At 71.0% G+C, this 25,976-nt stretch carries 21 protein-coding genes and 1 pseudogene; 12 read left to right on the top strand and 10 right to left on the bottom strand.

What is annotated here, in order from left to right; all coding sequences use genetic code 11:
- The 4 genes from ROTAS13_RS26985 to ROTAS13_RS04215 form a co-directional block, all read left to right on the top strand.
- Positions 1-256, top strand: a 256-nt coding sequence (locus ROTAS13_RS26985; RefSeq protein WP_216348585.1) for a hypothetical protein, incomplete at its 5' end; no start/stop codon positions are given.
- An 81-nt stretch (positions 257-337) separates the two neighbouring features.
- Complete coding sequence (locus tag ROTAS13_RS04225) at positions 338-643, top strand: hypothetical protein (protein ID WP_019462847.1); 306 nt, start codon at positions 338-340, stop codon at positions 641-643.
- Between the two features lie 219 nt (positions 644-862).
- Positions 863-2,797 carry an acetate--CoA ligase gene (gene acs / locus ROTAS13_RS04220; RefSeq protein WP_026033519.1) on the top strand — a complete coding sequence of 645 codons (1,935 nt, stop codon included), beginning with the start codon at positions 863-865 and terminating at the stop codon, positions 2,795-2,797.
- Between the two features lie 129 nt (positions 2,798-2,926).
- A complete protein-coding gene (locus ROTAS13_RS04215) occupies positions 2,927-4,135 on the top strand; it encodes an MFS transporter (protein WP_083755399.1) in 1,209 nt (402 codons plus the stop codon).
- 352 nt (positions 4,136-4,487) lie between these two features.
- On the opposite strand, the gene ROTAS13_RS04210 is transcribed toward ROTAS13_RS04215, so the two are convergent.
- On the bottom strand, positions 4,488-5,363 hold the full coding sequence (locus ROTAS13_RS04210; RefSeq protein WP_019462954.1) for a LysR family transcriptional regulator: 876 nt from the start codon (positions 5,361-5,363) through the stop codon (positions 4,488-4,490).
- Positions 5,364-5,468: 105 nt separating this feature from the next.
- On the opposite strand from ROTAS13_RS04210, the gene bla reads away from it, so the two are divergent.
- The 4 genes and pseudogenes from bla (at position 5,469) to ROTAS13_RS04190 (ending at position 10,722) form a co-directional block, all read left to right on the top strand.
- Positions 5,469-6,389, top strand: a complete 921-nt coding sequence (gene bla / locus ROTAS13_RS04205; protein ID WP_075821626.1) for a class A beta-lactamase — start codon at positions 5,469-5,471, stop codon at positions 6,387-6,389.
- Between the two features lie 330 nt (positions 6,390-6,719).
- Positions 6,720-7,463: pseudogene (locus ROTAS13_RS27990) on the top strand (gluconate 2-dehydrogenase subunit 3 family protein).
- A 47-nt stretch (positions 7,464-7,510) separates the two neighbouring features.
- A complete protein-coding gene (locus ROTAS13_RS04195; RefSeq protein ID WP_019462950.1) occupies positions 7,511-9,277 on the top strand; it encodes a GMC family oxidoreductase in 1,767 nt (588 codons plus the stop codon).
- 11 nt (positions 9,278-9,288) lie between these two features.
- A complete protein-coding gene (locus tag ROTAS13_RS04190) occupies positions 9,289-10,722 on the top strand; it encodes a cytochrome c (RefSeq protein ID WP_019462949.1) in 1,434 nt (477 codons plus the stop codon).
- Positions 10,723-10,939: 217 nt separating this feature from the next.
- Here the strand turns inward: ROTAS13_RS04190 and ROTAS13_RS04185 are convergent, their stop codons facing one another.
- From ROTAS13_RS04185 to ROTAS13_RS04155, 7 genes are all read right to left on the bottom strand, one after another.
- Positions 10,940-11,743: an amino acid ABC transporter ATP-binding protein gene (locus tag ROTAS13_RS04185; protein WP_019462947.1), complete on the bottom strand. Its 804-nt coding sequence runs from the start codon at positions 11,741-11,743 to the stop codon at positions 10,940-10,942.
- An 8-nt stretch (positions 11,744-11,751) separates the two neighbouring features.
- Entirely contained in the window at positions 11,752-12,417 is a 666-nt protein-coding gene (locus ROTAS13_RS04180; protein ID WP_019462946.1) for an amino acid ABC transporter permease, read from the bottom strand.
- Positions 12,418-12,429: 12 nt separating this feature from the next.
- A complete protein-coding gene (locus ROTAS13_RS04175) occupies positions 12,430-13,095 on the bottom strand; it encodes an amino acid ABC transporter permease (protein WP_026033537.1) in 666 nt (221 codons plus the stop codon).
- Positions 13,096-13,225: 130 nt separating this feature from the next.
- Positions 13,226-14,122: a transporter substrate-binding domain-containing protein gene (locus tag ROTAS13_RS04170; RefSeq protein WP_075821625.1), complete on the bottom strand. Its 897-nt coding sequence runs from the start codon at positions 14,120-14,122 to the stop codon at positions 13,226-13,228.
- Between the two features lie 319 nt (positions 14,123-14,441).
- Entirely contained in the window at positions 14,442-15,617 is a 1,176-nt protein-coding gene (locus ROTAS13_RS04165) for an ABC transporter substrate-binding protein (RefSeq protein WP_083755398.1), read from the bottom strand.
- Positions 15,618-15,746: 129 nt separating this feature from the next.
- Positions 15,747-17,075, bottom strand: a complete 1,329-nt coding sequence (locus tag ROTAS13_RS04160; protein ID WP_075821624.1) for a cystathionine gamma-synthase family protein — start codon at positions 17,073-17,075, stop codon at positions 15,747-15,749.
- A gap of 145 nt (positions 17,076-17,220) precedes the next feature.
- Positions 17,221-18,429: an amidohydrolase family protein gene (locus ROTAS13_RS04155; protein WP_075821623.1), complete on the bottom strand. Its 1,209-nt coding sequence runs from the start codon at positions 18,427-18,429 to the stop codon at positions 17,221-17,223.
- Positions 18,430-18,640: 211 nt separating this feature from the next.
- Here ROTAS13_RS04155 and ROTAS13_RS04150 point away from each other — a divergent pair, with 211 nt between their 5' ends.
- Positions 18,641-19,321, top strand: coding sequence for a flavin reductase family protein (locus ROTAS13_RS04150; protein ID WP_075821622.1), 681 nt, complete (start codon positions 18,641-18,643; stop codon positions 19,319-19,321).
- Positions 19,322-19,356: 35 nt separating this feature from the next.
- Here the strand turns inward: ROTAS13_RS04150 and ROTAS13_RS04145 are convergent, their stop codons facing one another.
- A complete protein-coding gene (locus ROTAS13_RS04145; protein ID WP_027297239.1) occupies positions 19,357-20,706 on the bottom strand; it encodes an LLM class flavin-dependent oxidoreductase in 1,350 nt (449 codons plus the stop codon).
- Between the two features lie 248 nt (positions 20,707-20,954).
- On the opposite strand from ROTAS13_RS04145, the gene ROTAS13_RS04140 reads away from it, so the two are divergent.
- From ROTAS13_RS04140 to ROTAS13_RS04130, 3 genes are all read left to right on the top strand, one after another.
- Positions 20,955-21,857: a LysR substrate-binding domain-containing protein gene (locus ROTAS13_RS04140; protein ID WP_075821621.1), complete on the top strand. Its 903-nt coding sequence runs from the start codon at positions 20,955-20,957 to the stop codon at positions 21,855-21,857.
- A 576-nt stretch (positions 21,858-22,433) separates the two neighbouring features.
- Complete coding sequence (locus ROTAS13_RS04135) at positions 22,434-23,960, top strand: amidohydrolase family protein (RefSeq protein ID WP_338129619.1); 1,527 nt, start codon at positions 22,434-22,436, stop codon at positions 23,958-23,960.
- A 5-nt stretch (positions 23,961-23,965) separates the two neighbouring features.
- Complete coding sequence (locus ROTAS13_RS04130; protein ID WP_058389227.1) at positions 23,966-24,898, top strand: GTP-binding protein; 933 nt, start codon at positions 23,966-23,968, stop codon at positions 24,896-24,898.
- A 66-nt stretch (positions 24,899-24,964) separates the two neighbouring features.
- Here ROTAS13_RS04130 and ROTAS13_RS04125 read toward each other — a convergent pair.
- Positions 24,965-25,976 (bottom strand): glycosyltransferase family 1 protein (locus ROTAS13_RS04125; RefSeq protein WP_139323262.1); only part of this gene is annotated, 1,012 nt, incomplete at its 5' end.

Here is a 25,976-nt window from a genome sequence, read left to right as displayed (position 1 = left end):
CCATGCCGGCGGCGCGCGTCACGCCACGCGCCATGAGGCCGCCAGCCCCGCCGGCACCCCGGAGGCCGCAAAGGCGGAAGGCCATGCCGCCACGGCGAAGCATCACCGTTCCGGCAAGGCCAGCCTGTCGTCCCATGCGGCGGAACAGGCGCCGGAAGCCGGGCAGGCGCCCGCCGGCAAGGCGCCCGGACAGGTCGCCCGCAGCCAGCCGGCCCCCGGCCCCGCCACGGAGGCCCCCGCCACCCACGTGAACTGAACCACCGGGCCGGCGCCGTCACGGGAGGCCGCGCCGGCCCTTTCCCGCCACCCGCTTCCGCAGAAGGATCGAAGACGTCCCATGCGCAAACTGCTCTACGCCGCCCTGCTGGCCCCGCTGCTTTCCGTGACCGCCCTCGCGGCCGGGGAGGCGCAGGCGGCGCCCGCCCCGGTGACCGTGGCGCCGGAGGCATGGCCCGCCGGCCTTCTGCATCCGGTCCAGTACTACTACGCCCCGCCGCCGCCCCGCTGGCACGGGCCGCCGCCGCGCCGCTGGCGTCCGCCGCCCCGGCATTGGCACCGCCCGCCTCCGCCGCCCCCGCACTGGCACCGCCCGCCCCCGCCGCGCTACGGCTACGCCCCGCCGCCCCGGCACTACTGGCGCTGATCCCCTTCCCGGCATTCCCCCGGACCGCCGGGAAGCGCGTTCCGGAAACCCCGCCGGAGGGTCCCAGTCAGTTTTGATGCCGGAATGGCGCAATTCTGCGCCATTCCGCCGGGCGGGAGGAGGGAGCGTTCCTCCGCATCGCTTGACGGCGCCGCCGCACCACGTCCCAATTCGCTGCAAACGCCCCCAACGGGGCGCCTGGATGTTGGGAGTGAAATGATGGGCGACGACACACTGATCGCGGTGAAGCCGGAGATCGCGGCCACGGCCCATGTCGATGCGGCCAGGCGCCAGGCCATGGCCGAGGCCGCGAAGAACGATCCGGACGGCTTCTGGCGCGGCCAGATGGACCGCGTCGCCTGGATGCGCGAGCCGACGAAGATCAAGAACACCTCCTTCACCGGCGACGTCTCCATCCGCTGGTTCGAGGACGGCATCCTCAACGCCTCCGTCTCCTGCCTCGACCGGCACCTCGAAAGCCGGGGCGACCAGACCGCCTTCATCTGGGAAGGCGACGACCCGAACAGCGACGCCCGCATCACCTACCGCGAGCTGCACGAGCGCGTCTGCCGCCTGGGCAACGCGATGCGCGACCTCGGCGTGAAGAAGGGCGACCGCGTCACCATCTACCTGCCCATGGTGGTCGAGGCCGCCGTGGCCATGCTCGCCTGCGCCCGCATCGGCGCCATCCATTCCGTGGTCTTCGGCGGCTTCTCCGCCGACAGCCTGTCCAGCCGCATCCAGGACTGCGAGAGCACGCTGCTGCTCACCGCCGACGAGGGCCGCCGCGGCGGGCGCCGCGTGCCGCTCAAGACCAATGCCGACGAGGCGCTGAAGAGCTGCCCGACCATCCGGAACGTGATCGTCGCGCGCATCACCGGCGGCGACGTGCCGATGCAGGAAGGCCGCGACCATTCCTGGGAGGCGCTGACCGCCAAGGCCGCCACGGCCTGCGAGCCGGAGCCGATGGAGGCGGAGGACCCGCTCTTCATCCTCTACACCTCCGGCTCCACCGGCAAGCCGAAGGGCGTGCTGCACACCACCGGCGGCTACATGGTCTGGGCCAGCTTCACCCATGACCTGGTCTTCGACTACCGCCCGGGCGAGGTGTACTGGTGCACCGCCGATGTCGGCTGGGTCACCGGCCACACCTATATCGTCTACGGGCCGCTGGCGAACGGCGCGACCTCGCTGATCTTCGAGGGCGTGCCCTCCTGGCCCGACAACAGCCGCTTCTGGCAGGTCATCGACAAGCACCAGGTCAACATCTTCTACACCGCGCCCACCGCCATCCGCGCCCTGATGCGCGATGGCGAGGCGCCGGTGAAGAAGACCTCCCGCAAGTCGCTGCGCATCCTGGGCAGCGTCGGCGAGCCGATCAACCCCGAGGCCTGGCTCTGGTACTACCGCGTCGTGGGCGAGGAACGCTGCCCGATCGTGGACACCTGGTGGCAGACCGAGACCGGCGGCATCCTCATCGCGCCGCTGCCGGGCGCGGTGGCGCAGAAGCCGGGTTCCGCCACCCTGCCGCTGCCCGGCGTGCAGCCGGCCCTGGTGGACGGCGACGGCAACACGCTGGAAGGCGCGACCGAGGGCAACCTCGTGATCACCGATAGCTGGCCCGGCCAGATGCGCACCGTCTTCCGCGACCACGAGCGCTTCATCCAGACCTATTTCTCGACCTTCAAGGGCACCTACTTCACCGGCGACGGCGCCCGGCGGGACGAGGACGGCTACTACTGGATCACCGGCCGCGTGGACGACGTGATCAACGTCTCCGGCCACCGCATGGGCACCGCCGAGATCGAGAGCGCGCTGGTCGCCCATCCCAAGGTGGCCGAGGCCGCCGTGGTCGGCATGCCGCACGACATCAAGGGCCAGGGCATCTACGCCTATGTCACCCTGAATGCCGACGAACAGCCGACCGAGGCGCTGCGCAAGGAGCTCGTCACCTGGGTGCGCAAGGAGATCGGCCCCTTCGCCGCGCCGGACGCCATCCACTGGGCGCCGGGCCTGCCGAAGACGCGCTCCGGCAAGATCATGCGCCGCATCCTGCGCAAGATCGCCGCGAACGAGATCGAGGGGCTGGGCGACACCTCCACCCTGGCCGACCCGACCGTGGTGCAGGACCTGATCGAGACCCGCGTCGGCTGAAACTCCTTCCGGGGGCGGGCGGCCGCCCCCGGAAACCCGCGTCCCGCCCGCGGCGGAGCCGGCCTCCCGCCCTCTTTCTCGCCTCCGGGCAGTTGCGCCCGCCGCCGCCCTGCGCAGGATGGCGGGCGCATGTCAGACACCCCACCCGCCGCGCCCATGGCTCCTACCGCCGCGCAGGTCGGCCACCTGGTCTTCGTCCTGGGCCTCGCCGGCTTCTCCTCCGCCCTCACCACCCGGGCGCTGGACCCGCTGCTGGTCAACGTCGCGGCGGATTTCAACACCACCGTCGAGCGCACGGCCCTGCTCGCCTCGGCCTTCGCGCTGCCCTATGCGCTGATCCAGCCCATCCTCGGCCCCATCGGCGACGCGCTGGGCAAGCGCCTGGTCATGATCCTCTGCGCCAGCCTGCTGGTCCTGGCCCTGGGCTTCGGCGCGCTGGCCCCCAGCCTGCCCACGCTTTTCGTGGCGCGCATCCTGGCCGGGGCGGCGGCGGGCGGCATCACCCCCCTGGCGCTCGCCACCTTCGGCGACAGCGTGCCGATGGCGGAGCGCCAGGTGGCGATGAGCCGCTTCATGGCCTGGACCATCGGCGGACAGGTGGCGGGCGGCGCGCTCTCGGGCTTCCTGGCGGTCCATCTCGGCTGGCGCGGCATCCTCGCCGCCTGCGGCGTGGTGGTGCTGGTGGGCGCGGTGGTGCTGTGGCGCGACAGCCGGCGCCATCCGGCCCCGCCCGCCCGGCGCTTCGACCTTTCCGTCGCGCTCAGCCACTACAAGAGCATCCTCTCCAATCCCAGGGCGCTGCGCCTCTTCGCCGGCGTGGCGGCGGAGGGGCTGCTGGTCTTCAGCATGTTCCCCTTCCTCGCCGCGCTTCTCGACCTGCGCGGCCTCGGCGGCACGGCGGAGGCCGGGATGGCGCTCGGCATCTTCGGCCTGGGCGGCTTCGCCTATGCCGGCCTGGCGCCCCTGCTGGTCCGTGGCATCGGCCAGCCGAACATGATGCGCTTCGGCGGCGCGCTCGCCGGCTGCGGCCTGCTGCTGGTCGGCCTGGCCGGGGCACTGCCGGCGGTGCTGGCGGGAACGCTGCTGCTCGGCCTCGGCTACTTCATGCTGCACAACAGCATCCAGGTCCGCGTCACCGAGGTCGCGCCCAAGGCCCGCGGCTCCGCCATGGCGCTGCATGCCTGCAGCTTCTTCCTCGGCCAGTCGCTGGGCCCGGCACTCTTCGGCGCCGCCCAGGCTTGGATCGGCACACTCCCCAGCCTCGCCGTCTGCGCCGCCGGCATCCTCCTGGTCGGGCTCTGGCTGGCCCATGCCCGCCGTCCGGCGCCACAGGCCTAGAAGGCGGCGCTCGTAGCCCGGGGGGAAGGCTCCGCCTTCGCCCCCGTAACCCCCCATCCGCCAGGACCCTGAGGGTCCTGGACCTCCCGTTCGCTGGCGCCCGCTGATGCCGGATCTCGCCGGGGAGCATGGCTCTCCGGCAGGCTGCCGGTGCCACCCACGCGGACAGGGTGCCTTTCTTCCTTTCGGCAGCCCCGCGCTGCCACCTGCTCCCAGGGATCAGGGCGAAGACTGACGACAACCACGGGAACCCACGAAAGCCCGGGGTCCGGGGACCGGCTTCGGTCCCCGGCGGAGAGGGGGTCCGGCGGGAGAGGCGGCGCCTCTCCCCCGGGGCCGGCCGCGGAAGCTGTCACTCCGGCCACGCCACCTCCTCCAGCAGCCATTCCCGGAACGCCGCCTGGGCCGCCGTCTCGGTGCGGGATTTCAGCCGGGTCAGCCAGTATTCGCCCAGGGTGACCTCTGTGGCGAAGGGCCGCGCCAGCCGTCCGGCGCGCAGGTCGTGCTCGAACATCCGTGCCGGCAGCAGGGCGACGCCCACGCCCTGGGCCGCTGCCTCCGCCATGGTCAGCGAGGAATCGAAGACGAAGCCCCGGATGGCCGGCGGGGGCAGGCCCGCCGCGGCGAACCAGCACTCCCATTCATCGACGCGGTAGGAGCGCAGCAGCACCTCCGGCAGCAGGTCCGCCGGCTGGCGCAGCCGCCAGGCCAGGGCGGGGGCGCAGAGCGGCGAGAGCGGCGCCGCCAGCAGCCGCACCGCCTCCGCCCCGTGCCAGGCGCCGTCGCCGAAGCGGATGGCGCAGTCCAGCCCCTCGCCCGCGAGGTCCACGCGGTTGTTGTTGGTCAGCAGCCGCAGGTCCACGAAGGGATGCGCCGCGCGGAAGCGGGGCAGGCGCGGCAGCAGCCAGCCGGTGACGAAGGTGCCTACGGCGCCGAGCGTCAGCACCTCCCGCAACCGCCCGCCCGCGAAGCGTTCCAGTGTGCCGGAGATCCGCCGGAAGGCCTCGGTCAGCACCGGCAGCAGCGCCTCGCCCTCCTCGGTCAGGGCGAGGCCGCGCGGCAGGCGGCGGAACAGGGTCACTCCCAAGATTTCCTCAAGGCTCTTCACCTGATGGCTGACCGCCGCCTGGGTGACGCGCAGCTCCAGCCCGGCCCTTGTCAGACTTAGATGCCGGGCAGCGGCCTCGAAGGCACGCAGCGCGTTGAGTGGAAGCTGCGAGGGCAACATGGCCGGACCCTTTAGTTTTTCTTGGGGCAATCGCAAGAAACGATCGTTTGCCGGGTCGCGGCTCCCTGCGCAATCTCCGCCCGCCAGCACAGAGGGGAGCGGCACATGATCGGCAGGCGGATGGGCATGGGCGCCATGGCGGCGCTGGGCCTCGGCATGATGGCGGCGGGGCCTTCCGGTGCCCGGGCGGCTTCGGGCGCCGGGAAGGGGCAGGCAGGGGCCGGTTTCAGCGCCCTGCCGGCGGTTTTCGCCGGAATCGAGCGGCGGGTCGGCGGGCGGCTCGGCGTCGCCGTGCTCGACACCGCCACCGGCCAGCGGGCGGGCCATCGCGAGGCGGAGCGCTTCCCCCTCACCAGCACCTTCAAGCTCCTGGCCGCCGCCGCCGTCCTGTCCCGGGTCGATGCCGGGCAGGCGCGGCTGGACCAGCGCATCCGCTACGGGCGGGAGAAGCTGGTGGCCTACTCTCCCGAGACGGAGAAGCACGCAGGCGAGGAAGGCATGACCCTGGCCGCGATCTGCGAGGCCGCGGTCACGCTGAGCGACAACACCGCCGGCAACCTGATGCTGGAGCAGATCGGCGGTCCGGCGGGGCTGACCGCATGGCTGCGCTCCATCGGCGACACGGTGACGCGCCTCGACCGCTGGGAGACCGCGCTGAACGAGGCGGAGCCGGGCGACCCGCGCGACACCACCAGCCCGGCGGCGATGCTGGCCAGCCTGCAAAGGGTGACGCTGGGCGAGGCGCTGTCGGTGGGCGGGCAGGCGCATCTGACCGGCTGGCTGCGCGCCAACAAGACGGGCGACAAGCGCCTGCGCGCCGGTCTGCCGGGCGGCTGGCAGGCGGGCGACAAGACCGGCGCGGGCGAGAGGGGCACCAACAACGATGCCGGCCTGCTCTGGCCGCCAGGGGAAAGCGCGCCGATCCTGGTCGCCGCCTATTCCACCGGCGGCACGGCACCAAGCACGGAACGCGATGCGGCCCTGGCCGAGGTCGCCGCGGCCATCGTTGCCGCGAAGGGTCCCTGAAGCAGGCCGGACCGTCCTGGAGAGGCGCCGCGACGGCCCGGCCATGGCCGCCGCGGCGACCGATGGGGTGACGTGACGAGCGGGGAAAGTATCCCATCCCCGCGCGGGCGGGCGGAATGTGCGGCCCGTGCAGGCCAGGAAATCATGTGTAAGTCAAAATAGTGTAACGTTCATGTACGATTATTAATGTTCTTGTTTCACTCACCATGGTCTGCGGTTTCGTTCGGATGTTTTCTTTACGATACGGTGTGGCTGCTTATTAACGATTGACAGGGGAAAGGCGGGGCGAATAGGCCGACCTCAAAACGCCTTTCCGGCCAGGGATCCCGCATGTCGACAGGTCACATGACGCTGCGTCGTCATTTCCTTCTCTCCACCGCCCTCGCCCTCCCGGCGGCCGCCCTCGGGGCCACCCTGGGAGCCTCTTTCCCGCGACTGCCGGCGGCCGAGGCGGCGGAGCGTCTCGCCCCCGCCCTCGACAGCTACAAGCCCGTCTTCTTCTCGGGCGACGAATGGAACTTCGTGAAGGCCGCCTGCGACCGGCTGATCCCTTCCGATCCGGAAGGCCCCGGCGCGCTGGACACCAACGTGCCCATCTTCATCGACCAGGAGCTGAACGGATCCTATGGCCAGGCGGCGGACTGGTACATGGAGGGCCCCTTCCACCCGGACGCCCCGGCGCTGATGGGCTTCCAGCTTCCCTACGCGCCGCAGGAGATCTAACGCCGCGGCATCCGCGCCACCGGGGCCTTCTGCCAGAAGACCTACCAGAAGGGCTTCGAGGCGCTCGACGACGCCACGCGCGACGCGGTGCTGACGAAGCTGGAGCACGGCGAGATCCACTTCCCGGATTTCGGCGAGCCCCTGCTCAAGGCCGCGGATTTCTTCTCCTTCCTGCTGGGCAACACCCGGGAAGGCTATCTCTCCGACCCGATGTATGGCGGCAACAAGGGCATGGCGGCGTGGAAGATGATCAACTTCCCCGGGGCCCGCGCCAGCTTCCTCGAATGGGTGGGGCAGCACAATGTCCGCTACCCGCTCGGCCCGGTCAGCATCATGGGCGAACGCGCCTGATCCCCGCCCACCTCCGGTGACGCGCCCCTCCCGCTAGGATTTTTCCCATGGCTATCGTCAAGGACGCCGTCGATGCGGTGGTTGTCGGACTGGGCTGGTCCGGTTCGATCATGAGCATCGAGCTGGCCCGCGCCGGTCTCAAGGTCCGCGCCCTCGAAAGCGGTCCCGAGCGGACCAATGCCGGCCACCTCTACCCCAAGCCTGCCGACCAGCTCGCCTATTCCATCCGCCAGAAGGTCTTCGCCCGCCCGCGCCAGATGGCGACGACGGTGCGGCACAACACCGACGAGGTCGCGCTGCCGACCCGCACCTGGGGCGCCTTCAAGCCCGGCAACGGCGTCGGCGGCGCCGGCGTTCACTGGACCGGCGTGCTGATCCGTCCGACGCCCACGGACCTGAAGCTCAAGACCTTCGTCGACCAGGCCTACAAGCCCGGCCAGTTGCAGGAGGACCTGCAGATCCAGGACTTCCCCTTCACCTGGGAGGAAATGGAGCCCTTCATGGACCATTTCGACAAGGTCTGCGGCGCCTCCGGCGCCACGGGGAACCTGCGCGGCCAGATCATGGAAGGCGGCGATCCCTTCGAGGGGCCGCGCTCGAATCCCTTTCCCATGCCGCCGCTGAAGGATACGCTGAACAACACGATGTTCGCCGAGGCGGCGCGGAAGAAGGGCTACCATCCCTTCCCGAACCCCTCCGCCGCGGCTTCAGGGCCCCACACCAACCCCTACGGCGTGCAGATCGCGCCCTGCAACTACTGCGGCTTCTGCAGCGACTACTACTGCCTGAACTACTCCAAGGCCTCGCCGCAGACGACCATCCTGGACGCGGCGCGGCGCCTGCCGAACTTCTCCTACGAGGTCAACGCCCATGTCCTCCGCGTGGACCTGCACGACGACCGCAAGACCGCCAAGGGCGTGACCTATATCGACGAGCAGGGACAGGAAGTCTTCCAGCCCGCCAGCATCGTCATCCTCAGCACCTTCCAGTACAACAACGTGCGCCTGATGCTGCTGTCCGGCATCGGCACGCCCTACGACCCCCATACGGGCGAGGGTGTGGTCGGCCGCAACTATGCCTTCCTGAGCAACGGCGGCACGACGCTCTTCTACAAGGACAAGCACTTCAACCCCTTCGTCGCCGCCGGGCCGACGGGGCAGATGATCAACGACTTCTCGCCCGGCAACTTCGACGCCGCGCCCTATGGCTTCATCGGCGGTGCGAAGCTGCACAGCTCCCAGGCCGGCGGCGCGCCGATCGGCGCCTCGCTGCCCGCCGGGACCCCCGCCTGGGGCGCCGGCTGGAAGAAGGCGATGAAGGACTGGTACGGGCATTCCATGAAGGTCAGCATCTCGACGACCTGCATGTCCTACCGCGGCAACTACCTGGACCTCGACCCGACCTACAAGGACCCCTACGGCCAGCCGCTGCTGCGCATCACCTTCGACTGGAAGGAGAACGAGCTGAAGCTGCAGCGCTTCCTGCGCGAGCGCGTGCTGGAGATCACGAAGGAGCTGAATCCGGACAGCTTCACCGAGAGCTTCCTGAAGATGGATTCGCACTGGGACACGCGGCCCTACATCTCCACGCACAACGTCGGCGGCGCCGTGGCGGGCGAGACGCCGGTGGATTCCGCCATCAACCGCTACCTGCAGAGCTGGGACGTGCACAACGTCTTCGTCCCCGGCGGCAATGCCTTCCCGCAGAACTTCCAGGGCAACCCGACCAGCATGATCGGCGCCATGACCTACTGGTCCGTCAAGGCGATCACCGAGCAGTACCTGAAGAACCCTGGCCCCCTGGTGCAGGCGTGAGGAACGGGGCCATGACCAAGCGGAAACCCCTCCTGCTCGCCGCCGGCCTCCTCGCCGCCCTCGCGGGCCCGGCCCTGGCTCAGCTGGCCCTGGCTCAGACGACACTGGCTCAGACGACACTGGCTCAGCCGGCCCCGGCTTCGTCCGGCCCGGCGCAGCAGCCCTCCGCCGGCGAGAAGGCGCTGATCGAGAAGGGCGCCTACCTCGCCCGCGCCGGTGACTGCGTGGCCTGCCACACCGGGCCGGGCGGCAAGCCCTTCGCCGGCGGCCTGCCGATCGAGAGCGATCTCGGCCGGATCGTCACCACCAACATCACGCCCGACAAGCAGACCGGCATCGGCAACTACACCGAGGCACAGTTCGCCGCCGCGCTGCGCCAGGGCCGGCGAGCCGATGGCACCAACCTCTACCCGGCGATGCCCTACCCCTCCTACCGGCTGATCACCGACGAGGACATGCACGCGCTCTACACCTTCTTCATGAAGGGTGTGGAGCCGGTCGTGAACAGGCCGGAGGAGACGAAGCTCAGCTTCCCCTTCAACCAGCGCTGGGGCATGTCGCTCTGGAACTGGGCCTTCCTGCCCACCGGCACCTTCCAGCCGAACCCGCAGGTGAGCGACGAGATCAACCGCGGCGCCTATCTGGTCGAGGGGCTGGGGCATTGCGGCACCTGCCACACGCCGCGCGCCTTCACCATGCAGGAGCGCGGCTTCACCGCCAGCGACCCGCATTTCCTCGCCGGCACCGAGCTGAACGGCTGGCACACGCCGCAGCTGCGCGCCGGCGGCGAGGCCGCGCGCGGCGTGGCGACCTGGAACGTGCAGGACATCGCCGACTATCTCGGCAAGGGGCGGAACCGCGTCTCCGCCGTCGGCGGCGAGATGAAGTCCGTGGTCGAGCACAGCATGAACTACATGAACGATGCCGACCTGCACGCGATCGGCGCCTATCTGAAGTCGATCCCCAACGCCATGCCGGCGGTGCAGCCCAGGCCGGACGGGCAGCGCCAGACCCAGGCGAAGCTGACCGCGGCGGTCGACCTGACGCCGGGCGAGCGCCTCTATCTCGACAACTGCAACGCCTGCCACTTCGTCACCGGCCATGGCGGGACCACGGTCTTCCCGCGCCTCGACGGAGCCTCCATCGTGAACGCGGAGAACCCCACCGGGCTGATCACCACGATCCTCGGCGGCGCGGCCACGCCCTCGACCGAGCGGGCGCCCTCCGTGCTGCCGATGCCGGGCTTCGCCTTCCGCCTGTCGGACGAGGAAGTGGCGACTCTGGCCAGCTTCGTGCGCAGCGCCTGGAGCAACACCGCCCCCGCGGTGACGGCCGAACAGGTGGCGCGGGTGCGCGCGAACCTGCCGAAGCACCCCGAGCCGGTGCCCCGCACCGGGTTCAGCAACGCTTCCGGCGGCACCAACCCGACCTCCAGCCGGCCGTGACGCGCGGCGCCAGGATGGCTCCTCCATCCTGGCGCCGTTCCCTTGTGGGGCGAGAGGCGGCCCGCCGCGAAGTGCAACGGCCAGGGGCGCCTCCGAGGCCGCGGCTGGCACATCGCTTGCTGCGCCGGACGCACACCACGACAGGACACCGGGCCTTCCCGGTCTTCTGGAACGTCCGGCGCAGCGCCTGACGGGTCCGGCGTCGCGCCTCCCGGGATCAGCCGGCATGCCCGAACAGGCCGTGGAAGCGCCCGAGGAAGCTCCGCAGCCTGTCGCTGGACGGGTTGCCGAAGATCTCCTTCGGCGGCCCGGCCTGGGCGACGCGGCCGCCATCCATGAAGACGACATGGTGCGACACGTCGCGCACGAAGAGCATCTCGTGGCTGACCAGGAGCATGGTCATGCCGCTCTCGGCGAGGTTCTGCATCACGCCCAGCACCTCGGCCACCAGCTCGGGGTCGAGGGCGGAGGTCACCTCGTCGAAGAGCAGCAGGCGCGGCTGCATGGCCACGGCCCGCGCGATGGCCACGCGCTGCTGCTGCCCGCCGGAAAGCTGGTAGGGATAGTGCCCGCGCCGCGGCCCCAGTCCCACGCGGTCCAGCCAGTGCCCGGCGATGTCGCGCGCCTCCGCCTTGCCCTTGCCCAGCACGCGGACGAGGCCGAGCATCACGTTCTCCTCCGCCGTCAGGTGCGGAAAGAGGTTGAAGCTCTGGAACACCATGCCGATGCGGGCGCGCTGGGCGGAAACCGCCGCCTCGCCCATCCGCCGCCGCCGCCCGTTCTCGACGCGGTAGCCGACCGGGTCGCCATCCAGCAGGATCTCGCCGCCATCATGTTCCTCCAGCAGGTTCACGCAGCGCAGGAAGGTGGTCTTGCCGGAGCCGGAGGCGCCGATCAGCGCCACCACCTGCCCCTGGTGCACGTCGAGGTCGATGCCCTTCAGCACCTCGACCGGACCGAAGCTCTTGTGCACGCCACGCGCGCGGAGAAGGGGCTGGGCGCCGTCGCTCTGGCTCATCATCGGGGCTCTCAGTTCCGGATATAGGAGAAACGCCGCTCCAGCAGCGCGCCGATCTGGGCGATGGCGAAGTTGACGATCAGGTAGAGGATGGCGGCGAGCAGGTAGAACTGGATGATCATGTAGTTGCGTGCGATCGCCTGCTGCGTCGCCAGCAGCAGCTCCACCACCCCGATCACCGAGAGCAGCGTGGAGCCCTTCACGATCTCCAGGCAGATGTTCACCCAGGGCGGCAGGGCCCGGCGCACCGCCTGCGGGATGATCACGTACCAGAGCCTCTTCGGGAAGGTCAGGCCGATGGCCTTGGCTGCCTCCATCTGCCCGGCGGGCACGGATTGCAGCGCGCCGCGCAGGTTCTCCGCCACATGCGCCGTGGCGAAGGCGGACAGCGCGATCACCCCGGCGGCGAAGGGCGTCACGTTCACCTTGAACAGCGCCAGCCCATAGAAGGTGAACAGGATCAGCACCAGCACCGGAATGCCGCGCATGAAATCCACATAGGCCCGCGCCAGCCAGCGGAACGGCGCCCAGGCATAGGCGAGCACGGCCCCCATCGCCAGCCCGGCCAGGGTGGCGAGGAGGATGCTGAGCAGCGAGGTGCCGAGCGTCACCTGGAGGCCGGAAAGCAGCGAGAAGCGGGCCAGCCAGGCCTGTTCAAGAAAGAGGTCGAGATCCATCCCCGCCCTCCTTCAGCGGATCACGGCATAGCGGCGCTCGACCTGCCGCAGCAGCAGGGCGATCGCATAGGCGGTGACGAGGTAGAGCGCGCTGGCGGTGAGCCAGGATTCCATCACGCGGAAGGTGTTGGCGTTGATCTGCCGCGCCGTGAAGGTCAGCTCCGGCACCGCGATGGCAGCGGCGAGCGAGGTGTCCTTGAACAGCGAGATCAGGTTGTTGCTGATCGCGGGAAGGGTGATGCGGAAGGTGACGGGCAGGATGACGTAGCGCTGCCGCTGCCAGGGCCGCATGCCGATGGCCTTGGCCGCCTCCATGTACTGCCGCGGCACCGTGCCCAGGCCGGCGCGGAAGACCTCGCACATATAGGCGCCGGCATAGATGGACAGGGTGAAGATGAAGGACTGGACCTTGTCCAGCCCGTAGATGCCCAGTTCCGGCAGGCCGAAATAGATGAAGAAGACCAGCAGCAGCAGCGGCGTGTTGCGGATGACCTCCACATAGGCCCAGACCGGCCAGCTCACCCAGCGCGGCCCATAGACGCGCCCCATGGCGCAGAACAGCCCGATCACCGTGCCGATGGCCAGCGAGGCGATCGCCAGCCCGAGGCCCAGGCCGAGCGCGGCCGCGAAACGGTCCCAGTTCCGCCAGATGACGGACCAGTCGAAGTGATAGTCGATCATGCCTGTCCCGATCGCCCAGGACATTCCCGGCGCGGCCGCGCCGGCCGGGAATGTTCCATCCGTTGGTGTGCATCGCAGCGGGATGCAGGCCCCGCCGGGGCGTTCCCGTCCCGGCGCGGCGGAAGGATCAGGAGAACTCGCTCGGGAAACCGACCTTGGGCGTCGGCAGCTCGATGCCGAACCACTTCTTGTAGGAGGCGGCGAAGTAGTCGAAGTCGACGCCCATCATCGCTTCCTTGTACACGGTGTTGACGTAGTTCAGCCACACCGGGTCGCCGGGCTTGACGGCGGAGGCATAGGAGTTCGGCATCCAGCCATAGCCCGAATCGACGAAGCGGCCGGGCGCCTGCTGCATCAGCCAGCGCGAGGCCGACTGGTCCGACATCGCCGCGTCGATGCGCCGGGCGTTCAGCGCCTGGATCGTGGCATCCGGACTCTCGAAGGCATCCACCTTGGCCTGGGGCAGCGCCTTGTGCACCCATTCCTCCAGGAAGACGTTCTGCATGCCGCCGATGGTCACGGCGCCGCCCGCGGCCTTCAGTTCCTCGAAGTTCTTGTACTTGCCGCCGCGCGCCAGCAGCAGCAGGCTCACGCCCTCGCGGTAATAGGGGATGGTGAACTCCACCTGCTGCGCGCGGCCGCCGGTGACGGTCATCCACTGCACCACGATGTCCACCTTGTCGGTGATCAGGCTCGGGATGCGCGCATCGGAGCCCTGCAGCACGAACTCCACCTTGTCGTAGTCGTCGAACAGGTTCTTCGCCAGCAGCCGGGCGAGGTCGATGTCCATGCCCACCAGCTTCCCGCTCGAATCCTCGAAATGCCAGGGCGGGTTGGTGCTGCCGGTTCCGACGATCAGCTTGCCGCGGTCCTTCACCACCTGCAGCCGGCTCCTGCCCGCCGCCTGGGCATGCGCCGCCCTGGGCGTGAGCAGGCCCAGCCCCGTCCCCATCGCGGCGCCCAGCGCCGACAGGCCGAAAAAGCCGCGCCGGACGAGATTGGCGCGGCTGGTCTGGTCGTCCATCGGATGTCTACCCCCTTGCTGTCCCCCGGAGCCCGGATGCACCGGCCCCGCCAAGGGAAGCAGAGCAAGAATGTCGCCACCTCCACAATGGTCCGCATGCGGATCGGCCGGGAAAGCATCGCCCCCTCCGCCGGTCGCGCTCCACGTTCGGCGTCGTCCCCGGGGGACAAGGCTCCGCCTTTTCCCCCGGACCCCCTTATCCGCCAGGACCCTGAGGGTCCTGGACCTCCCGTTCGTTGGCGCTTGCTGATGCCGGATCGCGCCGGAGAGCCACGCTCTCCGGCGGCCAGCCACGAAGCACGACGCCCGAAGGGGCGGTTCAGGCCTTCAGGTTGGTCCAGTAGGTCCCCTGCATCGGCACGGCGGCGAAGCGCTGGTTCAGCGTGGCCAGCGTGGCGGCGGGGTCGATCCCGGCCGTGGCCTCCGGATGGAACCAGCGTGCCATGGCCTCGATGGCCATGAGGTGGGTCGGCGAGTCGTTGAAGGCGTGCCAGAGCGCATGGGCCCGGCCCTGCTTCACGGCGCTGAGGCCGGAAAGGTGCTGGCTCTCGATCACCTGCGCCAGGCTCGACCGGGCCAGGGCGGGATCGACCCCGGCGCCCAGGCTCACCCCGCCGCGCCCGCCATAGGGGCCGCCGGTGGCGATATAGACATGCGGGTCCTGGGTCAGCACGTATTCCAGGCTGAGCTGGCCGGTTTCGGTGGCGATGCTGTCCGCGCCGATATTGTGCCCGCCGGCGAAGCGGATGAAGTCGTCATAGACCCCGCGGCCCGGGGAGAAGCAGCAGGCCAGCCCGCCGGCATGGGCCTGCATCATCACCCGGGGCCGGTTCTCGCCGATCCCGGCGAGGCGCGCCTGCACCGCCCGCATCCGCGCGCGATAGAACTCCAGGAAAGCACCGGCCTGTTCCTCCCGCCCCAGCAGTTGGCCCAGGATCTCCAGGCTCGGCTCCGTGTCGCGCAGCGGGCGGACAAAGAAATCCACCACCGCCACGGCGACGCCCGCCGCCTCCAGCGGCGCGAAGAAGCTGGCCGCCGCCGTGCCGCCGCCCAGGCTGGCGACGTTGCGGCGGCTCAGCAGCAGCAGGTCCGGCTTCACCGTCAGAAGCTGCTCCAGCACCCCGACCCCGGTGGAGAAGCCCAGCACCGGCAGCCGGTCCAGCGCCGGGAAGCGGCGCAGATAGGCCTGGTACTCCGCCCCCTCGCCCCGGCGCATGTCGTCCGCCCAGCCGACGACGAGGCTGGCCGGGTCGGGATGCAGCAGGTTCAGCACGGCGAGATGGCGCCCCTGGCCCAGGGCGATCCGCCGGGCCGGCTGCTTCAGGGCGATCTCCCGGCCCAGCAGGTCGCGCAGGCGGGGCGCTTCCTGCGCCCGCAGCACCGCGGGCGTCGCCAACGGGGCCGCCATGGCGGAAAGGACCAGGACCAGCCCGTGCCGCAGCACGGTCCGGCGGCGGCGCGGGCAGGGGGAGGGGGGAGAGGATGTCTCGGGCATGGCGCAACGCCTTTCCGGTGGCCACCCGCCCGGCCGGGCGGCGAAGGCCGCGAAGTTGTTGCGAAGCCTTCGCATGAACGGCCGGGCTTGGCCAGGGCCGCCCCCGCCCACTCCCCCGTTACCGCCCTATCATCCTCCCATCATCCCCCTGGGGGCCTGCCCCTCGCCATCCCCGTCCAGCGTCGCCAGGGCCTGGGCGAGATCGGCGATCAGGTCGTCCGGGTTCTCGATGCCGATGCTCAGCCGCACCAGCCCGTCGGTGACGCCGATCCGCGTCCGCAGCTCGGCCGGCACACCGGAATGGGTGGTGGAGGCCGGATGACTGATCAGCGACTCCGTCCCGCCCAGGCTGACCGCCAGCTTGAAGACCCGCAGCGCGTTGAGCATGCGGAAGGCCTCGTCCTGCCCGCCCCGCAGCTCGATGCTGAAGGTCGAGCCGGGGCCGCTGCACTGCGCCGCATAGACCCGCCGCGTGGCCTCGTCGCCCCGGTCCGGCCCCAGCGCATGAACCCGGCTCACATGCGGATGCCCGGACAGGAACTCCGCCACCGCCTCGGCATTGGCCGCCGCCGCCCGCATCCGCAGCGACAGCGTTTCCAGCGAGCGGCCGATCATCCAGCAGGAATGCGGGTCGAGCTGCGTGCCGATGGCGCCGCGCAGCAGCCGCACCGGTTGCAGCACCGCGCGTGATCCCAGTGCCGCGCCGGCGATCAGGTCGCTGTGCCCGCCGACATACTTGGTCAGCGAATAGAGCGAGATATCCGCCCCCTGCGCCAGCGGTGTCTGGAAGACCGGGCCGAGCAGGGTGTTGTCGCAAAGCAGCAGCGGACGCTTTCCGCCCTGGGCCGCCGCGATGCGCTCGGCCTCCGCCCGCAGCAGGGCGAGGTCCACCAGCGTGTTCAGCGGGTTGGACGGGGTCTCCGCCAGGACCATCGCCACCGGGCCGCGCGCCATGGCCCGTTCCGCCGCCGCCCGCACGGCACCGGCATCGGTGCCCTGGGAGAAGCCCTCGGCCAGGATACCGTATTCCGCCAGGGTGCGGGCCAGCAGCGTTTCCGTGCCGCCATAGAGCGGCTGGCTGTGCAGGATGACCTGCCCCGGCCGCGCATGGGCCAGGATGGTGGTGGCGATCGCGGCCATGCCGGAGGCGAAGAGCAGCCCGCCCTCCGCCCCCTCGTAGAGGGCCAGCCGCTCCTCCACGATCTCGCTGTTCGGGTGGTTGAAGCGGGAATAGACCAGCCCCGCCCCGCCCTCCGGCGCCGGCTTGCGCCCGGCCACCACGTCGAAATAGTCCCGCCCTTCCTCCGCCGAGCGGAAGACGAAGGTGGAGGTGAGGAAGACCGGCGGCTTCACCGCGCCTTCCGACAGGGCCGGGTCGTAGCCATAGCCCAGCATCAGCGTTTCGGGGCTCAGCCGGTGGTTGCCGAGCATGGTCTTGTGACTGCGGTCCTGAGCCATGCGCCTCGCCTTTCCGCCGTGGAAGCCGCGAGCATACCAGGAAACCCGGCCCGCGCCGCCGTTCCGGGCGGCGCCGGACCATGCCCGGGGGCGGGGCGCAATTCACATCGCGGTGGGGCGGGCCAAGGGAGTCAGGGGCCAGGGGTCAGGGCGCCTCGACCAGGGAGACGCCGTTGCGCGCCACCACCCGGCCGCGCTTGACCACGAGGCGCCGCGGCGGGCGGGCGGCCACGGCCTCGGCCAGCGATTCCCCATCCACCAGCACGAGATCCGCCCGGCAGCCGGGCTCGATCCCATAGCCCTCCAGCCGCATCACCCTGGCGCCGCCCCGGGTGCAGATGTCCAGCGCCATCTCCACCTCCTCGTCCCGGCGGAAGTTGTTGCGCAGCCCGATCAGCATCGCGCGCTCCAGCATGTCGGCATTGCCATAGGGGCCCCAGGTGTCGCGGATGCCGTCGGAGCCCGCGCAAAGGCGGATGCCCAGGCCGCGCAGCGTGGCGGCGGCGGGCACCGGGCGACTGGCGGGCGCGGTGGTGGCGATGGCGATGTCCAGCGCCGCGATCCGCTCCAGCAGCGGGTTCACCAGCGCCGGGTCCGGGTCGCCCAGGCAGAAGGCATGGCTCACCGTCACCCGCCCCTCCATGCCCAGCGCCCGGGTGCGCTCGATGATCAGATCCAGGCTGAAGGCGCCGAGCTGCCCTGGCTCGTGCAGGTGGATGTCCACCGGCCTGCCGAAGCGCTCGGCCAGGCCGAACACCACGTCGAGCTGCCCCTTCGGGTCGCGGTCGATGGCGCAGGGATCGAGCCCGCCCACCACATCCGCGCCCATGCGCATCGCCTCCTCCATCAGCGCCGCCACGCCCGGGCGGACCATCAGCCCGGATTGCGGAAAGGCGACGGTCTCGATCTCCATCACCCCGGCATAGGCGGCCCGGGTGGCGAGCACGCCCTCCATGCCCGCGAGGCCCACCGCGTCGTCCACATCCACATGCGTGCGGATATGCGTCGTGCCCATGCGCAGCGACTGCACCACCTGCCGCGCCGACTGGCGGGCCGGGTCGATGTCCCATTCCTTCTTCAGCCGCCGCTCGGTCTCGATCTTGTCGATCAGCCGCGGCCCGGCCTGGTGCCGGCGCCAGCCCATGCCCCAGAGCGACTTGTCGAGATGGGTGTGCGCCTCGACGAAGCCGGGGACCAGCAGCGCCCCGGCGCCATCCTCCACCGGCACGCCAGGCGCCTCCAGGGGGGCATCCGGCCCGCCGCCCCATCCGGCCACGCGCCCGTCGCGGACCAGCACGTCGGTGGCCTCGCCCCCCATGGGCCGGACGTTCCGGAGCAGCAGGTCATGCGTCATGCGGGCGTTTCCTCCAGGCGGGACGTGGCGATCCGCAACTTCCGGGCCACTGGATCGCAGGCCGCCATGAAGCGCCGGCCATGCCCCGGATTCAAGCCGCCGCGCCGGAACCCCAGGAGAGGCGCGGTCGACGGCATCCCGGCGCCTTCTGTATAGGATTCCGCCGCACCGACCCCGCCCCGGCCCGGCGGCGATGCCGAGGGAACGAGACATGAGCGACACCGCCAGCATCGGTATCACGGAAAGCCTGGGCTTCGACTTCGCCGCCCTGTCGCCGCGCGAACGCTACAAGATCCTGATCGGCAGCGTCGTGCCGCGTCCCATCGCGCTGGTGACGACGATCGGGGCGGACGGGCGCGCGAACGCGGCGCCCTTCTCCTTCTTCAACTGCCTCTCCGCCGATCCGGCCATCGTGGCCCTGGGCATCGAGTTCCGCGCCGACGGCTCGCCGAAGGACACCGGCCGCAACATCCGCGACACGGGCTGCTTCACCGTCAACATCGTCTCCGACGCACTGGTGGAAGCGATGAATGTTTGTGCCACGCCCTTCGATCCGGGTGTGGACGAATTGGCCGAGGCCGGGCTGGAGATCCGCCCCGGCCATGCCGTCGCCTGCCCCTGGATCGCCCGCGCCCCCGCCGCGCTGGAATGCCGCCTGCATTCCTTCCTGGAGATCGGCAATTCCCGCGAGATCGTGCTGGGCGAGGTCCTCCACGCGCATCTGCGCGCCGACGCGGTGGACGGGCGCCTGCACATCGATCCCGCAATCATCGATGCCGTGGGCCGCATGGGCGGCCATGGCTATGCCGGCACCCGCCAGCGCTTCGACCTGCCCACCATGAGCGCCGGCGACCACGCCGCCGGGCGCGTGCCGGCGCGGCGCGAAGGCTGACGGGACCACGCCGCCCCGCTGGCGTGCCGCCGGGCTCAGGCCCGCTGGCGGTGGGAGCCGTGCGCCGGCCGCGGCAGGCCAAGGCTGCCGCGGAAGGTGCCGTCGCCGCCATACTCGGTCTGGAACAGGCCACGCCGCTGCAACTCCGGCACCAGCCAGTCGAAGGCCTCGTAGGCCGGCGCCGGAAGATGGGAGGCCATGATGTTGAACCCGTCGCAGCCGCGCGCGGCGAACCAGTCCTCCATCAGGTCGGCCACGTCGGCGGCCGTGCCCACCACGAGGTTGTGCCCCGAGGCGCCGGCCACGATCTGATAGAGCCTGCGGATCGTCATGCCCTCCTGCCGCGCCATCCGCACCAGCTTCTCGTGCCCGCTCTTGACCGCGTTGCTGTTCTCCAGCGGCGCGGGCAGCGGCCCGTCCAGCGGCAGGCCGGACAGGTCGCCGAAGGACGACGCCAGCATCGGCAGGCCCAGGCATTCGTGGATCAGGTCCTGGAGCTGCGCGAACCTGCCCTCCGCCTCGGCACGCGTGCGCCCCAGGATCGGCATGATGCCCGGCATCACCAGCATGCTGTCCGGGTCGCGCCCCGTGCCCGCGGCATGCGACTTGACGCTACCGTAGAAGGCAACGGCATCCTCGCGCGACTTCTGCGCGGTATAGATGATGTCCGCGATGCGCGAGCCCAGCACCTGCCCGGGCCCCGAGGACCCCGCCTGCGCGATCACCGGATAGCCCTGGATCGGCCGCGCGACGTTCAGCGGCCCGGCCACGCGGAAATGCTCGCCCTCATGGCGCAGGTTGTGCAGCTTCGCCGGATCGAAATAGCGGCCCGAGGCCTTGTCGCGGATAAAGGCGTCGTCCTCCCAGCTATCCCAGAGGCCGAAGACGACATCGACGAACTCCTCGGCCCGGCGATAGCGGTTCCCGTGCGCCAGCAGCCGGTCGCTGCCGAAGTTGTGCGCCTCCTGCTCGCTCCAGGATGTCACGACGTTCCAGCCCACCCGGCCGCCGCTGATATGGTCGAGCGAGGCGAACTTGCGCGCGATGTGATAGGGCTCGTTGTAGGTGGTCGAGGCGCTGGCCACGAAGCCCAGCCGCTCCGTCACCGCCGACAGGGCGCCGATCAGCGTCAGCGGCTCGAAGACGTCGATGCGGGCGAGATAGCTCAGCTCGTCGTCGCTCTTGGCGGAATGGCGCACCGCGATGCCGTCCGCCCAGAACATGAAGTGGAAGCGCGCCCGCTCCGCCGCCTGGGCCAGGCGCTTCCACAGCGCGAAGTCCATGGCCGCGGTCTCCTGCGCGTCGGGCATCCGCCAGCCCGCCGAGTGCGCGCCGTTGGCCACGATGTTCAGCCCGAGCTTCATGTCGCGACGATGGCCGCTCATGCCGTATCTCTCCGAATGTCCTGGTCGGGGCAGCGTGCCGGCCTCCGCGCCCGGCCCGCGGACGCCGGGCCGCCGAGGCCGGGCGGACAGCCGCCCGTCCCACGGACCGGTTTCCCCGAAATCCTGGTGGAGCCGCGATGCGCCGGTGTCGTCCTGTCCCTGGACGGAGCCTAGGGGCGGCGGGCACTTGCCGTCAAAGTACCAGTGATGCCAGGGTTCATTCCAAAAGGTTATGAAAGAGGCCCGGCATGAACCTGCGCCAGTGCGAGATCTTCCGCGCGGTCATGACCAGCTCCTCCATCACCGGCGCCGCCGATCGCCTGGGCATCACCCAGCCAGCGGTGAGCAAGATGCTGGCGCAGATGGAGCGCGATCTCGGCTTCCCGGTCTTCCTGCGCGAACGCCGCCGCCTCGTCCCCACGCCCGAGGCGCAGGCCCTCTTCAAGGAGGTCGAGCGCGCCTTCCTGGGCCTGGAGCACCTGACCCGCTTCGCGCGCGACCTGAAGGGGCTCAGGCAGGGGCATCTCGTCCTTGGCGCGCCCTATGCCGCGGCGGCGGGCTGGCTGCCCGGGGTGGTGGCGGGCTTCCTGCGGCAGCATCCGGGCCTGTCCCTGTCGCTCCGCACCATGGACTCGCTCTCGGTCGCGCAATCCCTGGTGGCGGGGCATCTCGACCTCGGCCTGGTGCAGTTCGAGGTCCCGGCCCAGGCCCTGCACCGCGAATGCCTCCTGTCCGTGGAGGCGGTCTGCGTGCTGCCCCCCGGGCACCCCCTCGCGGCGAAGCCCAGCCTCGGCCCGCCGGACCTGCGCGACGAGCCCCTGGTGGCCCTGGCCGCAGCGGACCGCTACCGCCAGCGGCTGGAGGCCGAGCTGGCGGCGCATGGCATCGCGCCCCGCATCCGGGTGGATGCGCCGCTCGCCTCGGCGGCCTGCGCCCTGGTGATGGAGGGCATGGGCATCGCCCTGGTGGACCGCCTGACCGCCGAGGACAACCGCCCCCGCGGCATCCTCCTCCGGCCCTTCGCGCCGCGCCTCGCCGAAGACCTGACGCTCCTCACCCCCACGCGCCGCCCCGCCTCCCTCGCGGTCGCGCGCTTCGCCGCCTTCCTGAAGGCGCATTTCCAGGGCGCGTCCAGGCCGGCGCCAGCCTGATCCGGATGGCGGAACGCACCGGCCCACGGGCCTGCAAGGGTCTGGGCGTCACGCTCCGTGGCCAGCCCCCGGGGGACAAGGCGCCGCCTTTCCCCCGGCCCCCCCATCCGCCAGGACGCTGCGCGCCCTGGACCGGGGGGGGCTCGCGGCAACCGTCGGCCCGAAGGTCCGATCCCACAGCACGGACGGATACGGCAGCGCCGGAAAAGAAAGAAAACCTCCCGGGCCACGCGCCCCCCGCCGCACGGGGCGGGCACGGCCCCCAAACACCCCTTGCTTCCCGGACCCACCCCAGACTATAGGAATAAAATCAACACACCGCTTCGCCGCCGCGCGATTCACCGCGCCTGCACCAGCATGACCCGGGTGATCCCCGGCCTGCCGGCCATCGCGTCGTCCGGACGGATAAAAGGCTAAAATCCTAAAGTGCCAAAGCTTCGAAGTGGCACGGCCGGCGGCTTACCCTGGCCCGCGCAGGAAACCCGCCCCTGCGATTGCCAGCCCCGGAGAATCTGTTTCTAGTGCCGCGCCCGCACCGGGCCGGCCGCACGCACCACGCGCGTCGCCGCCGTCCCGGTGCGCGGGCGGTTGTCTGGCGCGCGGGGTGACGGAATGGGTGGCTTGGTGATCAGCGGCGGCCGGGTTGTGGACCCGGCGAGCGGGATGGATGCCGTGGGCGACGTGGCCCTGATCGACGGCAAGGTCGCCGCCCTGGGCACCGGGCTGGGCGGCGCCGAGCGTGTGATCGACGCGACGGGGCTCGTGGTCGCGCCGGGCTTCATCGACCTGCACGCGCATGGCCAGTCCATCCCCGCCGACCGCATGCAGGCCTTCGACGGCGTGACCACGACGCTGGACCTGGAAGCCGGCGTGATGCCCGTCGCATCCTGGTACAGGCGCCAGGCGGCGGAAGGGCGCATCCTGAACTACGGTGCCGCCACCAACTGGGCCTTCGCCCGCATCGGCGCCATGGTCGGCACCAACGAGGAATCCTCGCTGGAGGCCTTCGGCCGCGCCATGCGCGACCGCCGCTGGATGGACAACATCGCGACCGAGGCCGAGGTCGCGGGCATCATCGACCGCATCACGCAGGGGCTCGACGAGGGCGGCATCGGCATCGGCATCCTCAACGCCTACGCGCCCGGCGCCGGCGTGCAGGAACTGGTCGAGGTCTGCCGCCTCGCCGCCGCGAAGAACGTGCCGACCTTCACCCATGTCGCCTACATGGCGCGCATCGATCCGCAGAGCGCGGCCGAGGCCTATATCCGCCTGATCGGCTATGCCGCGGCGACCGGCGCGCACATGCACATCTGCCACTTCAACAGCTCCAGCAAGACAGACATCGCCCGCTGCTACGATCTGGTGCGCAACGCGCAGCTCAAGGGGCTGAACATCACCGTCGAGGCCTATCCCTACGGCACCGGCTCCACCGTTCTGGCGGCGGCCTTCTTCAGCGACCCGCATTTCGAATCCCGCAACGGCCTCGGCTACGATTCCGTGCAGCGCGTGACGGACGGCCACCGCTTCCGCGATCGTGACGAACTGCTGGCGGCGCAGGCCGAGGACCCGTCGCAGCTCGTGCTCTGGCACGTGCTGGACACGGAGCACAACGAGCGCCACCGCGAGCTGCTGGACATGGCCGTGCTCTACCCGGACGGCGCCATCGCCTCGGACGCGATGCCCTGGTCGATGCCGGATGGCAGCACCTACACGGGCGATGCCTGGCCGCTGCCGGAGGAAGCGACCTCCCACCCGCGCTCCGCCGGCTGCTTCACGCGCTTCATCCGCCGCTGGGTGCGGGAGCGCCAGGCGGTGCCGCTGATCGAGGGCATCCGCAAGGTCTCGCTGATCCCGGCGCAGATCCTGGAGGCCAGCACGCCCGCCATGGCCGGCAAGGGCCGCCTGGCCGTGGGCGCCGACGCCGACGTCGTGGTCTTCGACTACGACACGCTCAGCGACAGGGCGGAGTTCACCGCGATGAACCGCCCGGCCGAGGGCGTGCGCCACCTGATCGTCAGCGGCGTGCCGGTGATCGCCGACGGCGTGATGGACGTGGCGGCGCGGCCCGGCCGGCCGGTGCGCCGCCCCGCCATCACGCGCTGAGCGGCATGCCCGTCCCCGTCCTGCTCGTCGCCGGCTTCCTGGGGGCGGGCAAGACCACGGTGGTGAACCACCTCCTGGCCCATGCCGGGGGGCGGCGCATCGCCGCGGTGGTGAACGACTTCGGCGCGATCAACATCGACGCGGAACTGGTCGCCGGCGCCAGCGACGGCGTCGTCAGCCTGTCCAACGGCTGCATCTGCTGCTCGCTGGAAGGCGACCTGCTGCGCACGCTGGCCACCCTCCTGCGGCGCGACCCGCGCCCGGAGGCCATCGTGATCGAGACCAGCGGCGTGGCCGAGCCCTCGGACATCGTCCGCAACCTCATGGACCCGGTGATCTGGCGCGAGGCGCCGCTGGAGACCGTGCTCTGCGTGGTGGATGCGACGGCCACGTCGGAGGCGCTGGAGGACCCGCTGTTCCGCGCCCAGCTCCGCGCCGCCGATGTGGTGGCGCTGAGCAAGGTGGACCTCGCCGAGGACGCCGACCGTGCCAGGGTCCGCGCCGCCGTGAAGGCGCAGCGCCCTGCGGCGCTCGCCGTCGATGCGCCGCAGGGCCGGGTGCCGCTGGAACTCCTCTTCCCGGACGACCCGGCGCATGTTCCCGCGCCGCGCGATCCCGGCCGCCGCCGCCCCGTGGCCGACCGTTTCGAGACGCTGAGCTGGACCTCCGACCGGCCTCTCTCGCTGCCCCGGCTGCAACAGGCCATCGCCCGCCTCGCGCCCCGCCTCGCCCGCGCCAAGGGGCTGTTCGAGACCGTGGAGCAGCCAGGCCGCCAGTTCCTGTTCCAGCTCGCCGGCGGCCGCGCGACCCTGGCCCCGGCCGGAGCGCCGCCGCCGGACCTGCCCCGGGCGCGGATCGTGTTCATCGCGGAGATCGGCGCCCTTTCCGCCGCCGAGATCGAAGGGGCAATGGAGGCCTGCACCGCCGGGACAGGGTGACACGAGCGGACCGTTCCGCTTCATGGCAGCACTCTCCCCGGGCCTAGCCTCAGGCGCGGCGCCCGCTCAGCCCAGCGCCGCCAGCACGGCGGCGGCGGTGTCCGACCAGGGCACCGGGCGGAAGCCGTCGCGGATATCGGCCTCCAGGGCGGCGAGGTGTTCCGGATTCCCGATCAGGGCACGGGCGGCGGCGGTGGCGCCGGTGGCGTTGTCCGGGTCGAGATAGGCGCAGAAGCGTCCCCCGGCCTCCGGCACCGAGGCGCGGTCGGAAGCGAGGCAGGCCCGCCCGAAGCTCAGGCTTTCCGTCACCGGCAGGCCCCAGCCCTCGTAGAAGGAGGGAAAGAAGGTGAAGCGGCAGTCGCGATAGAGCAGGCGCAGGTCGGAATCGCTCGGCGAGCCGGCCAGGACCAGCTTGCCGCCGAGATTCGCCGTGTTGCGGATCTGGCCGAGCAGGTCCTGCACCAGCCAGCCGGCCCCGCCGGCGAAGACCAGGCGCGGCACCTCCCGCTCCGGCATCTCCTCCAGCAGCCGCCGCCAGACGCGGAAGGCGAGCGCGTGGTTCTTGCGTGCCTCGATCGTGGACACGAAAAGGACATAGCCCGGGTCGCCCGGTGGCGGCGGCACGGCGGGCACGGCCTGACGCGGGGCGCCGAAGCCGGTGCCGATAGGGAAGGCGGTGATGCGCGGCGCCGGGGCGATGCCCTGTTCCGCCACCCATGCCGCCGCGTCGCGCGCCGTGGCCCCGGAGATGGCCAGCACATGGTCCACCTGCGGCAGGGTGCGGCGCAACCAGGGGCCGAAGACCCGCATCAGCCCCGGATCGGTCCATTCCGGGTACTTCACCGCGATCAGGTCATAGAGGACCAGGGCGATGCGCAACCCGCTGCGCGCCTTCATCCGCCCCAGCACCGGGCCGTAATCCGGATGCGCCCAGGGCGCGCCGGGGATCAGCAGCGTGTCGCCCGGCCCGGGCTCCACGGCCGCGCGCTCCGGCGCCTTCGCGCTTCCGCCCTTGCCGGGGCGCGGCAGGGGGCGTGGCAGGGGGCGTGGCAGGGCGCCTGCCACGCCGCGCAGGGCC

The sequence above is a fragment of the Roseomonas sp. TAS13 genome, assembly GCF_001950415.1.
In the GTDB taxonomy this organism is placed as follows: Bacteria; Pseudomonadota; Alphaproteobacteria; order Acetobacterales; family Acetobacteraceae; genus Roseomonas; species Roseomonas mucosa.
Note: the sequence above shows the minus strand (reverse complement) of the source record. Positions and strands in the feature narration are given on the sequence as shown.